The organism is Stenotrophomonas sp. PS02300, assembly GCF_029959395.1.
Lineage (GTDB): Bacteria > Pseudomonadota > Gammaproteobacteria > Xanthomonadales > Xanthomonadaceae > Stenotrophomonas > Stenotrophomonas maltophilia_AD.
This window is the reverse complement of sequence record NZ_JASCOP010000129.1, coordinates 1-11,498: the sequence shown is the minus strand read 5'-3', so window position 1 is coordinate 11,498 and position 11,498 is coordinate 1. Positions and strand designations below refer to the sequence as shown.

At 69.4% G+C, this 11,498-nt stretch carries 11 protein-coding genes; 2 read left to right on the top strand and 9 right to left on the bottom strand.

The window, feature by feature from the left end; translation table 11 throughout:
• Positions 1-130 precede the first annotated feature (130 nt).
• The 9 genes from QMX79_RS17490 to QMX79_RS17450 form a co-directional block, all read right to left on the bottom strand.
• Positions 131-1,129 (bottom strand): symmetrical bis(5'-nucleosyl)-tetraphosphatase, encoded by a 999-nt coding sequence (locus QMX79_RS17490; RefSeq protein WP_282247877.1) that lies wholly within the window; start codon positions 1,127-1,129, stop codon positions 131-133.
• 13 nt (positions 1,130-1,142) lie between these two features.
• Positions 1,143-1,526, bottom strand: a complete 384-nt coding sequence (apaG, locus tag QMX79_RS17485) for a Co2+/Mg2+ efflux protein ApaG (protein ID WP_214904791.1) — start codon at positions 1,524-1,526, stop codon at positions 1,143-1,145.
• 21 nt (positions 1,527-1,547) lie between these two features.
• The gene (rsmA, locus tag QMX79_RS17480; protein WP_282247876.1) at positions 1,548-2,363 is read right to left on the bottom strand and encodes a 16S rRNA (adenine(1518)-N(6)/adenine(1519)-N(6))-dimethyltransferase RsmA; all 816 of its coding nucleotides are present in this window, start codon (positions 2,361-2,363) and stop codon (positions 1,548-1,550) included.
• Positions 2,360-3,340 carry a 4-hydroxythreonine-4-phosphate dehydrogenase PdxA gene (gene pdxA / locus QMX79_RS17475; protein WP_282247875.1) on the bottom strand — a complete coding sequence of 327 codons (981 nt, stop codon included), beginning with the start codon at positions 3,338-3,340 and terminating at the stop codon, positions 2,360-2,362. Before pdxA ends, rsmA begins: the two co-directional genes overlap by 4 nt.
• A gap of 10 nt (positions 3,341-3,350) precedes the next feature.
• The gene (locus tag QMX79_RS17470; RefSeq protein WP_282247874.1) at positions 3,351-4,703 is read right to left on the bottom strand and encodes a peptidylprolyl isomerase; all 1,353 of its coding nucleotides are present in this window, start codon (positions 4,701-4,703) and stop codon (positions 3,351-3,353) included.
• The gene (lptD, locus tag QMX79_RS17465; protein ID WP_282247873.1) at positions 4,700-7,159 is read right to left on the bottom strand and encodes an LPS-assembly protein LptD; all 2,460 of its coding nucleotides are present in this window, start codon (positions 7,157-7,159) and stop codon (positions 4,700-4,702) included. The genes QMX79_RS17470 and lptD overlap by 4 nt, the downstream gene beginning before the upstream one ends.
• Before the next feature lie 120 nt (positions 7,160-7,279).
• Positions 7,280-8,191, bottom strand: coding sequence for a histone deacetylase family protein (locus tag QMX79_RS17460; RefSeq protein WP_282247872.1), 912 nt, complete (start codon positions 8,189-8,191; stop codon positions 7,280-7,282).
• A 30-nt stretch (positions 8,192-8,221) separates the two neighbouring features.
• Positions 8,222-8,776: a cob(I)yrinic acid a,c-diamide adenosyltransferase gene (locus tag QMX79_RS17455; RefSeq protein WP_282247871.1), complete on the bottom strand. Its 555-nt coding sequence runs from the start codon at positions 8,774-8,776 to the stop codon at positions 8,222-8,224.
• Between the two features lie 11 nt (positions 8,777-8,787).
• Positions 8,788-9,372 carry a hypothetical protein gene (locus QMX79_RS17450; protein ID WP_282247870.1) on the bottom strand — a complete coding sequence of 195 codons (585 nt, stop codon included), beginning with the start codon at positions 9,370-9,372 and terminating at the stop codon, positions 8,788-8,790.
• A gap of 85 nt (positions 9,373-9,457) precedes the next feature.
• Here QMX79_RS17450 and ubiH point away from each other — a divergent pair, with 85 nt between their 5' ends.
• Both ubiH and QMX79_RS17440 read left to right on the top strand, forming a co-directional pair.
• Positions 9,458-10,663 (top strand): 2-octaprenyl-6-methoxyphenyl hydroxylase, encoded by a 1,206-nt coding sequence (gene ubiH / locus QMX79_RS17445; protein ID WP_282247868.1) that lies wholly within the window; start codon positions 9,458-9,460, stop codon positions 10,661-10,663.
• Positions 10,660-11,498: FAD-dependent oxidoreductase (locus QMX79_RS17440; RefSeq protein ID WP_282247867.1), on the top strand; the 839-nt coding region annotated here is incomplete at its 3' end. The genes ubiH and QMX79_RS17440, both read left to right, overlap by 4 nt.

Sequence of the window (11,498 nt, the reverse complement as noted above, 5' to 3'; positions counted from 1 at the left end):
GGCGGGGGTACGGGGGCTTTGCGAAACATGGATGTTTCGCAAGAGCCCCCATGGAAGGGTTCACGGCGCCCCCCGTACCCCCGCCACCGCCGGCCCAGCGCAGATACGTTCGCAGGCCAGGGCTTTGGCTTTACGCGGTAGTCGGGGTACCGTCGCCCGCATTCCCAGCCGGCTCGCGCGCACGACGTGGCTGCTGTTGCTGTTGATTCTGGCGCTGCCCACGGGGCGGCCGGCCATTGCCGTTGTTGCCCGGATTACCTTCGCCAGCCGGACGACGTGCCGGCGGACGCGGCGGTGCAACCGGCTTGGGCACATCGCGGCCCGGCACCTGCACCACGCGCAGTTCTTCGGTATCCAGCTGCAGCGCCGTGAGCTTGCCGCCCCAGACCGCGCCGGTGTCGATCGCATGCACGCCCTGGGTGATCGTCAGGCCCAGTGCCGACCAGTGCCCGCACACGATCTTCAGATCGCGCTCGACCCGGCCCGGCACCTCGAACCAGGGATACAGCCCCTGTTCCTGCGTGCCCGGCGTGCCCTTGTCCTCGATCCCGATCCGCCCGCGCGGCGTGCAGTAGCGCATGCGTGTGAGCAGGTTGATGATCGCCCGCGAACGGTCGTAACCGGCCAGCCCGGGCGACCAGCCCGGCTTGTCGCCGTACATGTTGCGGAACAGTTTGCGGTAGCCGCTGCCGTGCAGCTGCACCTCCACCTCGCGCGCGTGCTTCTCGGCCAGCTGCGTGGTCCACTTCGGGGCCAGGCCCGCGTGCACCATCATCCAGCCCAGCTCGCGGTCCACGTGCACCAGCTTCTGCAGGCGCAGCCACTCCAGCAGCACGTCGCGGTCCTCGGCCTGCACGATCCGCAGCAGGTCCGGGTTGACCTTGCGCTGCTCTTCCTCGGTGCGCGCACCGACGGCAAGCAGTGACAGATCATGGTTGCCCAGCACCACCACGCTCTGCTCGCGCAGCGAATGCACCAGCCGCAGCGTTTCCAGCGACTGGCCGCCCCGGTTGACCAGGTCGCCACAGAACCACAGCCTGTCCACCGCCGGGTCGAAGCGGATCTTCTCCAGCAGGCGCTGGGTAACGTCGTAACAGCCCTGCAGGTCGCCGATGGCCCAGACACTCATGCGTGCGCCTCCATCAGTGCAGCGTGCGCGGAATGGTCAACACGAAGGGCGCGATCGGGGCGGCGAACTCGGTGCCATCGTCGGCCACCATGTCGTAATGCCCCTGCATCGTGCCGTGTTCGGTTTCCAGCATGACACCGGAGGTGTAACGGAAGTCTTCACCCGGGCGCAGCCGCGGCTGCTCGCCGATCACCCCATCGCCATCCACGTGCTCCACCCGGCCATTGCCGTCGGTGATCCGCCAGTGGCGGGCCACCAGGCGCGCCGCCACGCGGCCGCCGTTGTGGATGCGGATCGTGTAGGCAAACGCAAACCGCCCGTCCTCGGGCGTGGACTGGTCATCGAGGAAGCGCGGGGCGACCTCGACCGAGATCGCATAGTGTGCAGCGTCGTTCATCAAGGCAGTTTAGTGAAAGTTTCAATCTTCCGCGCGCGGCACGTTCGCCAACGCGATGAACTGCGCCACTTCCAGCTGCTCGGCGCGCGCATCGCTGCGCACCCCGGCCGCCTCGAACTGCTCGGGCGTCACCACCCCATTCAGTGCGTTGCGCAGCGTCTTGCGGCGCTGGCCGAAGGCGGCGCGGACCACGTCCGCGAAGCGACGGCGGTCGATGATGCCCACCGTGTCGGGATCGCGCGGCACCAGCCGGACCACCGCCGAATCGACCTTCGGCGGCGGCCGGAACGCGCCCGGCGGCACCACGAACAGCGAGGTCACCTTGCACCAGGCCTGCAGCATCACGCTGAGCCGGCCGTAGACCTTGCTGCCCGGCGCGGCGGCCATGCGGTCCACCACTTCCTTCTGCAGCATGAAGTGCATGTCGCGGATCACCGCCGCATGGTCCATCGCGTGGAACAGGATCGGCGAGGAGATGTTGTAGGGCAGGTTGCCCACCAGCCGGATCTGGCCGTCGCCGGCCACCTCGGTGAAGTTCACCTGCAGCACGTCGCGGTGGATGATCGTGAGTTCGCCCAGCGGTTCTGCGGCCGCCGTCAGCGGCGCGATCAGGTCGCGGTCGAATTCGATCACGGTCAGGCGCGGGTGGCGGCGCAGCAGCGGCAGGGTGATGGCGCCCTGGCCCGGGCCGATTTCGACCAGGCGGTCGTCGTCCTTCGGGTTGACCGCCAGGACGATCTTGTCGATGTAGGTGCGATCGGCCAGGAAGTGCTGGCCCAGCTGCTTTTTGGCCGGCGCGGTAAACCCGGCGGCCGAGGGGGAATGCGGGGAAGTCATGGCACCAGTGTACGTTGGCGCGCCAGCCGGGCACACCACTGCGTGGCGGCAAGCAGGCTGGAGGGGTCGGCGATGCCGCGCCCGGCCAGGTCCAGCGCGGTGCCGTGGTCGACCGCCACGCGCGGGTAGGGCAGGCCCAGGGTGATGTTCACCGCCTGCTCGAAACCGCTGTACTTGAGCACGGGCAGGCCTTGGTCGTGGTACATCGCCAGCACCGTGTCGAACCCGGCCAGCTTCTGCGGCAGGAAGGCAGTATCGGCCGGCAGCGGGCCGACCAGGTCCATCCCTTCGGTGCGCAGCCGCGCGAGCAGCGGAATGACCAGGTCCAGTTCTTCACGGCCCAGGTGCCCGTCTTCGCCCGCATGCGGGTTCAGCCCCAGCACGGCGATCCGCGGCGTGGCGATGCCAAAGTCCCCCCGAAGCGCGTCGTGCACGATCCGCAGCGTGCGCGCCAGGCCATCGGCGGTGATCGCATCGGCCACCGCGCGCAGCGGCAGGTGGGTGGTGGCCAGCGCCACGCGGACGATGTCGTTGGCCAGCATCATCACCACCTCCACCCCGGCCTGGTCGGCCAGCAGTTCGGTGGTGCCGCTGTAGGCGATCCCGCCCTGGTTGATGACCGCCTTGTGCACCGGGCCGGTGACCACCCCGTGCAGGTGGCCGTCCAGGCAGGCCTGGCCGGCCTGCAGCAGCGCGCCGATCACCGCGCCGGCATTGGCCGGGTCGGCCTGGCCGAAGCGGGAGGGGGCCGCATTGCGGACCTCGCGCAACGGCAGATCGCCCGGCTGGCGGGCGATGGCGTCTTCAGGAAGCAGGTTCAGTGGCAGCGACAGTGCCGCTGCGGCCGCCCGCAACGTGTCCGGGTCGGCGAAGGCCAGCAGCCGGCAATCGGTGCGCGGCTGCTGGATCAGGCGAAGGCAGAGTTCCGGACCGATCCCGGCGGGCTCGCCCGGTACCAGAGCGAGCTGCGGGATCATCGCCAGTGCCTCAGGGCTTGGTCGGGGCCGGAGCCGGAGCTGCGACCGGTGCCGCTGCCGGGGTGCGCAGGTCCACGTAGGCTTCGCCGCGCAGTTCCTGCAGGTAGCGGTTGTACTCTTCTTCCAGCTTGCGGCGGCCGATCGTCTCGCGGATCTGGGCACGCTTGTTGTCGGTGCCCGAATCGGTCTGGCGGGTCGCCACGCGCTGCACGATGTGCCAGCCGGCGTCGGTGCGGAACGGCTGGCTGACGCCGCCGTCGCTCAGGCCGGTGACCTGCTTGCCGAAGTCCGGGCCGAACGCCTCGGCCGGGAACCAGCCCAGATCGCCGCCCTGACCCTTGCTGTTGGTGTCCTCGGACGAGGCCTTGGCTTCTGCCTCGAACTCGGCGCCACCGGCGATGCGCGCACGGATGGAGTCGATCTTGGCCTTGGCGGTGGCGTTGTCCTGCTGGTCGTTGACCCGGATCAGGATGTGCCGGCCGTGGTATTCGGTGATGGTCTGGCCGGTGGTGGCGGCGCTGGCATCGCGCACTTCCACCAGCTTCAACAGCTGGAAGCCGCTCGGGCCGCGCAGCGGGCCGACGACGTCGCCGGCCTTCATGCCGGTCATCATCTGCGCGAACGCGCCGGGAATCTCATCCAGCGAACGCCAGCCCAGGTCGCCGCCTTCCAGCGCATTGGGGCTGTCCGAATAGCGGACAGCGGCCGCGTTGAAGTCCAGCTCACCCTTGTCCAGCAGGCCCTTCACGCCATCGACCTTCTTCTGGCCGGTGGCGATCTGCTCGGCGGTGGCGCCTTCGGGCAGGGCGATCAGGATGTGGGCCAGATGGTACTGGGTGCCCGCCGTGGCTTCCTGCTTCAGCGCGGCATCCACTTCGCCCTCACTGACGCTGATGCGGCTCTGCGCGAAGCTCTGGCGCAGGCGCTGCACGGTGATTTCATCGCGGACCGAGCTGCGGAAGTCGTTGAAGTCCACGCCATCGGCGGCCAGGCGCTGGCGCAGGGCGTCCAGGTTGGAACCGTTCTGCTGGGCAATCGCGTTCAGGGCCTGGTTGAGCTCCTGGTCGCTGACCTTGATGCCACTGCCTTCGGCACGCGTCACCTGCAGCTTGACCAGCACCAGGCGCTCGAGCACCTGGCGGCTGAGCACGTCATCCGGCGGCAGCTGGCCTTCGCGGCCGGCGTACTGGGCCTTGATGTTGATGATGGCGCGGTCCAGCTCGCTCTGCAGCACGACATCCTCGTCGACGATGGCGGCGATGCGGTCCAGCGACTGGCCCTGCTGGGCCAGCACCTGCAGCGGCGCGGCGACGGTGCTGACTGCGATCAGGGAAGCGAGTAGGACGGGGAAGGTCTTGGTCATGGGATCAGATTGGGATCGTAGTCTTCGCGCGTGGGGGCGCCCGTGGTGCTGGGCGGCACGAGATAGAGGTCGTCTCGGTAGTACCCGAGAATAGCACGGCGCAAAGTGCGGTCCGTGTTCTGGCCGATGGAGCTCAGGCCCTTGAGCACGAACTCGATCTGGAAGGAATTGTTCAGCTCACCCTCGCGGTTGCGCACGTAGCGGCGGGCCAGGGCGCGCACCGCCAGGCAGCAGCTGTCCCACTGTACGCCGCCGATGATTTCCAGTGGCGCCTTGTCCTCGAGCGAGTAGTAGTAGCGGCCCACCAGGCTCCAGGTCTGGTTGATCGGGTACAGGAAGGACAGGTCCACCTGTTCCAGCAGGGTGCGCTCTTCCTTGGTCGCGGTGGCCGGGGCAGCCGCGTTGATGCGGTAGCGGTAGGTCAGGTTGACGATGCCGTCGTTGGACATCAGGTAGCGCGCACGCACGCTGGCCAGGTCCTCGCGCTTGTACTTGGGGTCCCACTGGTAGGTGGCGCCCAGGTTCCAGCGGTCGTTGATGGCGTAGTTGGCATCGGCGATCCAGGCCGACTTGCCCTGTTCCACCTGCGAGGTGGTCCCGGGCAGCGTAACCCGCGAGTCGTCGAAGTACAGGATCTGGCCGATGCTGCCGGAGAAGCGCTCGCGGCCTGTTTCCTGGTTGATGAAGCGGGTGGTCATCGCCATGGTCAGCTGGTTGGCGTCGTTCTGGCGGTCGGCGCCGGTGTAGCGCGAATCGCGGAACAGCTGGCCCCAGCTGAAGGTGAAGTCACGGGTATCGAAGATCGGCAGGTCGCTCTGGTCGCGGTAGGGCGTACGCAGGTAGAACAGGCGCGGCTCCAGCGTGTGCAGGTACGAGGTGCCACCGATGGTGGTCTCGCGGTCGAAGAACATGCCGGCGTCCAGGCTGGCGATGGGCACGCTGCGGTGCGGCGAGGTGTTGCCGCGCAGCTGGTCCGGGGTCGCGGTGGCCGGGTTGATGCCCGCGTCGCGCAACGCCTGCAGCCGGGTCTGGTCGGCCAGCCCGCGGTCGAGCTCGTAGCCGGTGTAGCGGTAGGCCAGGGTCGGAGTGACATACCAGGATGCACCGGCGAACGGCAGGCTGACGTAGGGCTTCACGTCCAGGCGCGAGCCATCGTAATACGGCCTCACCACGCCGGTGCGGACGTATTCGCCATCGGGCAGCTGCGTCTTCAGGTTGACGTCGTCATGCGTGAAGTGGACCGCCTCGGCGTACACGCCCACTTCCAGCCACGGCAACAGCGGTTTGTCCCAGTTGACGAACAGGCGCGGCTGGCGCGAATACGGCAGCGAGGATTCGGTGAGGGTGTAATCGGTCAGCTGCCAGTAGTCGGCCATCAGCCCGGCCCGCCACGTCTTGCCGGTGCCATAGACGCCGACCTGGCTCTGCAGGCTGGACGTGGTCACCCCGAGCAGCTTGCTGGAGAAGTCCTCGGTGTAGCGCTCGTCGCTGACCCAGGCGATGTTGGCGCGCGCCTGCCAGGTCTTGTTGATGTTGTGGTAACCGCTGTACTCGACCTGGCCACGATCCTTGTCGCGCAGCTTGTCATTGGGCAGGTAGGCGGTCTGCAGTTCGCCACGGCCGCCGTCGTACAGGTAGCGGAACTCGTTGTCGAGCATCAGTCCGCGCTTGCTCATGTAGCGCGGGGTCAAGGTGTCGTCGTAGTTCGGCGCCAGGTTGAAGTAGATCGGCTGGGCGTAGTCGAAGCCGTTGCGCCCGGACATGCCCAGCTGCGGGTACAGCAGGCCGGTCTGGCGGCGGTCGTCGATCGGGAACTTGAAATACGGCGCCCACAGCACCGGCACCTTGCCGATGCGCAGCACCGCATTGCGCGCGGTACCGAAGCCTTCGTCGTTGTCCACGTCGATCTGCGGCGCCGACAGCTTCCATACGGGCTGCGAAGGATCACAGGTGGTGTAGGTCGAGCGGTGCATCTGGCCCACCGAACCCTGCAGGTCGATCGAATCGGCGCCGCCGTGGCCGCGCCGGTCCACCAGCTGGTACTGGATGTCGCTGATCTTGTGGGTATCCGATTCCTGGTTGCCTTCGGCACGCTTGGCGATCAGGCGGATCGACGAATCCTGGTAGCGCACATTGCCTTCGGCGATGTAGTTGCCACTTTCGGTGTCGAAGCTCAGGTGGTCGGTGCCCAGGAACTGGTCGCCACGCTTCAGCGCCACGTTGCCCTGGTACTGCGGCACGGTGCTGGTACCGAACAGCGTGTCGCCTTCGATATCGGTGGGTTGCTGGTCGCGGGTTTCGGCCGCGGCCTTGTCCGCCACAGGGGCGTCCTGGAAGACGGGCAGGACATCGGTCACCGGGCACAGGCCCCAGTTCACCGGTTTGTCGTCGGCCATGGCCGGCAGGCAGATGGCGATGCTCAGGGGGAGAGGCAGCAGGCGGAGGGCTCGGCGCACGCGGGATTCGGATTCGGACGAAAACGGATCGTAGCTTGCCCCATCCCTTGCATAGGGGCAATGAAGGCTTGCCGCGGGCAAGGGTTCAGGTTCATCCGGAACGCGGCTGGCCGGCACCGATCAGAGCATCGCGCCCACATGCGCGACAGAGCATTCGGCAAGGGCCTGCAGGTCGTATCCGCCCTCCAGCATGGACACCATGCGGCCGCCGCCATGGCGGCGGGCCAGGCCGCGCAGCTCGGCGGTGATCCAGGCGAAATCCTCGGTTTCCAGCATCAGGTCGGCCTGCGGATCGCGCAGGTGGGCATCGAAACCGGCCGAGACCAGCAGCAGCTGCGGGCGGAAATCGTCGATGGCCGGCAGCATTTCGTCGGCCCACGTGTTGCGGAAACGGAAGCTGCCGCTGCCCGGGGGCAGCAGGATGTTGAGCAGGTTGCCCGCGCCACGGTCGCGGCGCAGGCCCGAGTTGGGGAACAGCCCGGCCTGGTGCGTGCTGTAGTAGGCCACGCGCGGGTCGGCCACGAAGATGTCCTGGGTGCCGTTGCCGTGGTGGACGTCGAAATCGACCACCGCGATCCGCTCCAGCCCATAGCGGTCGCGCGCATACGCGGCCGCGATGGCGATGTTGTTGAAGAGGCAGAACCCCATCGCGGTGGTCGCGGTGGCATGGTGGCCGGGCGGGCGCACCGCGCAGAACGCCACCGGATCCTCGCCCAGCATCACCGCATCGACGGCCGCCACGCCGGCGCCGGCGGCATGGAGCGCGGCACTGGCCGAGCCGGGCGAGGTCATGGTGTCCATGTCGATCAGCCGCAACGGCTCGGTCTGCGGCGCCAGCACCTGATCGATCAGCGCGCTGTCGTGCACGCGCGCCAGTTCGCCGAATTTGGCCGGCGGCGCCTGGCGCCAGTCCAGCTGGTCGGGGTAGGCGGCCCGCAGGGCGTCGAGCACCACCTGCAGGCGTTCGGGACATTCGGGATGGCCGCGGCCGGGATCGTGTTGCAGACAGGCGGGATGGGTGAAAACCAGCATGCGGACAGGGTTCCGGGGCGGTGGGGCGGCTCAGCCGTGGCGGCGGGTGTGCTGCCAGAGGACCTCGCCGTGGCCATCGGCGCGGGCGAGCACGCGGGCCAGCACGAACAGCAGGTCCGAGAGCCGGTTGAGGTAATGCAGCGCTTCGGCGCGCACCGGTTCCTGGCGGGCCAGGGTGACGGTTTCGCGCTCGGCGCGGCGCACGATGGTGCGGGCCAGGTGGCAGCGTGCGGCGGCTTCGCCACCACCGGGCAGGATGAATTCCTTCAACGCGGGCAGGCCGGCGTTGTAGTGGTCCAGCTGGCGCTCCAGCGCCTCGACGTCGCCCGCCTGGATCGCCGCATGGCCGGGAATGCACAGCTCCCCGCCCAGGTCGAACAGCTGGTGCTGCACCGTGGTGAGCAGCGCGCGCACGTCATCGGGCAGCGCCACCGCCAGCAGTACCCCGAGCGCCGAGTTGGCCTCGTCCACGCTGCCGAAGGCGTTGACCCGTGCCGCATCCTTGGCCACCCGGCTGCCGTCACCGAGGCCGGTGCTGCCGTCATCGCCGGTGCGGGTGTAGATGCGCGACAGCCGGTTGCCCATGCGTGCCGGGCTCAGTGCAGCGCGTCGCGGCGGGCGTGCAGCAGCTTGACGACCTGCTCGGTGGCCAGCTGCAGCGCGGCCGCCAGGCCTACGTAGATCGCGGCGGTACGCAGGTAGGGCAGGAACCAGTCCGCATAGTTCCGTGCCCAGCCCTGCAGGGTCGGTGCGGCGACCATGTCGCTGGTCCAGTAGAAGCCGCTCTGCGCGAACAGGTGGCACACCGCCACCGCCGCCAGCAGCAGGGCCGAGGCCTTGGCCAGCGCGGTCCAGTCTGCGCCGTGGTAGCCCTTGCGCAGCAGCGCGCCACCGGCCCACATCGCGAAGTAGGCCGGCACCAGCAGCGCGGTACCCGGCGAGACGCAGTAATGCTGCCAGTAGCCGATGCCGCTGGCGCGGATCACCAGCACGTCGATCACGATCGCCAGCACCATCAGCAGCGGGAAGGCCCAGCGCGTCCAGCTGCGCAGGTGGAAGCCGGCAATGAAGAACACCGCCCACGAAGCGTCGGGGATCGCCGCGAAGTGATTGACCCGGGTCGCCGCCATCAGCAGCACGAGCACGAACAGGATGAAGGCGCGTTGGGCAGTGGTGGTCATGGGGGCGGGCGGTGGGAGTCCAGCGTTCATTCTAGCGCCTGCCGCCACGGGGCGTAGCCGGGCCGCACGCACTATCATGGGCGGCATGAGTGAACGTCATGACGTAGTGATCGTGGGCGGCGGCCTGGTTGGCGCCAGCCTGGCCATTGCCCTGGACCGGGCCGGCCGCGATGTCGGGCTGGTCGAGATCGCGCCGGCCGGCGCGCTGCCGCCGGTGTTCGACCAGCGCAACCTCAGTTTCGCCGCCGCCACGGTCAACGCCCTCACTGCCTTGGGGGTGATGCCGCTGCTGGGCTCGGCGGTGGGGCCGATCACCCGCATCCACGTCAGCCGCGCCGGGGATTTCGGCCGGGTCCAGATGGACGCTGCGCAGTACGATCGCCCCTGGTTCGGGCAGGTGGTGGTGGCGCGCGATTTTGGCCAGGCACTGGAAGCCCGCCTGCGGGGGCTCAGGCACCTGACCCGCTACCGGCCCGCGCGGTTCGTGCGGCTGGGCGCCACCATCGATGGCTGCCGCGAAGTGGTGATCGCCGACGATACCGGTGAGCGCACCCTGCTGGCGCGGCTGGTGGTCGGCGCCGATGGCACCCGCAGTGGCGTGCGCGAGGCGCTGGGCATCGGCGTGGACGAGCACGATTTCCAGCAGACCCTGTTCGTGGCCCGCGTGCGCTCGGCGCGCGCGCCGGACGGCACCGCGTTCGAACGCTTTACCGATACCGGCCCGACCGCCCTGCTGCCGCGTGGCGACCGCCATTACGGGGCGGTGCACGGCGTGGCCCGCGACCAGGCCGATGCGGTGCTGGCACTGGACGACGCGGCGTGGCTGGCGCGACTGCAGCAGGCCATCGGCTGGCGCGCGGGGCGGCTGCTGGAAAGCGGCCCGCGCAGTGCCTACCCGTTGGTGCAGGTGCTGGCGCAGGGTCTGGTGGGCGAGCGCGCGGTGCTGCTGGGCAATGCGGCGCAGACCATCCACCCGCTGGGTGCGCAGGGCTTCAACCTGGGCCTGCGCGATGCGCTGACCCTGGCCGAACTGATCGAAACGGCCGCCGACGTGGGCAGCGATGCACTGCTGCAGGCGCATGTCGCGCGCCGGGACGAGGATCGCCGCCAGACCATCGCGTTCTCCGGTGGGCTGGCGCGGCTGACCAGCAATCCGGCGCCGCTGATGCGCCCGCTGCGCAGCCTCGGGCTGCTGGCGGCGCAGGCCACGTCGATGCAGTCGATGCTGGTCGGCGGCGCGATGGGCTTCCGCGGCGAAGTCCCGGCGCTGTGCCGTGGAGCCGGCGCATGAGCCGGCGCGCGCGCGATGTGATCGTGGTGGGCGGCGGCGTGGTCGGTGCCGCCTGCGCATTGGCGCTGGCCGAGGCCGGGCTGCAGGTCACCCTGGTCGAAGGGCGCGAGCCGCCCGCGTGGCAGCCGCAGCAGCCGGACCTGCGGGTGTACGCCTTCGCCCCGGACAATGCGCAGCTGCTGCGCACCCTCGGGGTGTGGCCGGCGGTGCTGGCCGCGCGCGCCTGTGCGTACCGGCGCATGCGCGTCTGGGACGCCGCTGGCGGCGAGGAACTGCAGTTCGACGCCGACCGCCTGGGCCGTGAGCAGCTGGGCTGGATCGTGGAGAACGACCTGCTGGTGGACCGGCTGTGGGCGGCCCTGCCGGCGGCGGGCGTGCAGCTGTGCTGCCCGGCGCGGGTGGACGCGCTGGAACAGGATGCCGACGGCGTGCGCGTGCGGCTGGAGGACGGACGCCGGCTGGACGCAGCGCTCGCCATCGCTGCCGACGGTGCGGACTCGACCCTGCGCCGCCTGGCCGGCGTGGAGGTCAGCCGCCAGGAGTACGGCCAGCGCGGCGTGGTCGCCTACATCGATACCGAACAGGACAACCAGGCCACGGCCTGGCAGCGCTTCCTGACCACCGGCCCGTTGGCGGTGCTGCCGGCCGGCACGCGCCGCAGCTCCATCGTGTGGACGCTGCCCGATGCCGAGGCCGAGCGCGTGCTGGCGCTGGACGAGGCCGCCTTCAACGCCGAGCTGACCCGCGCCTTCGGCGCCCGGCTGGGCGCGATGACGCTGGCGTCGCGGCGCCCCCCCGGCCCGCCCCGCCGCCCCGAGGCCACACCCCCCCGGGC

Bases quoted from the DNA above. Each gene is read 5' to 3' on its own strand.
- QMX79_RS17490 (WP_282247877.1), bottom strand. From the start codon at position 1,129: ATGAGTGTCTGGGCCATCGGCGACCTGCAGGGCTGTTACGACGTTACC.
- apaG (WP_214904791.1), bottom strand. From the start codon at position 1,526: ATGAACGACGCTGCACACTATGCGATCTCGGTCGAGGTCGCCCCGCGC.
- rsmA (WP_282247876.1), bottom strand. From the start codon at position 2,363: ATGACTTCCCCGCATTCCCCCTCGGCCGCCGGGTTTACCGCGCCGGCC.
- pdxA (WP_282247875.1), bottom strand. From the start codon at position 3,340: ATGATCCCGCAGCTCGCTCTGGTACCGGGCGAGCCCGCCGGGATCGGT.
- QMX79_RS17470 (WP_282247874.1), bottom strand. From the start codon at position 4,703: ATGACCAAGACCTTCCCCGTCCTACTCGCTTCCCTGATCGCAGTCAGC.
- QMX79_RS17460 (WP_282247872.1), bottom strand. From the start codon at position 8,191: ATGCTGGTTTTCACCCATCCCGCCTGTCTGCAACACGATCCCGGCCGC.
- QMX79_RS17455 (WP_282247871.1), bottom strand. From the start codon at position 8,776: ATGGGCAACCGGCTGTCGCGCATCTACACCCGCACCGGCGATGACGGC.
- QMX79_RS17450 (WP_282247870.1), bottom strand. From the start codon at position 9,372: ATGACCACCACTGCCCAACGCGCCTTCATCCTGTTCGTGCTCGTGCTG.
- ubiH (WP_282247868.1), top strand. From the start codon at position 9,458: ATGAGTGAACGTCATGACGTAGTGATCGTGGGCGGCGGCCTGGTTGGC.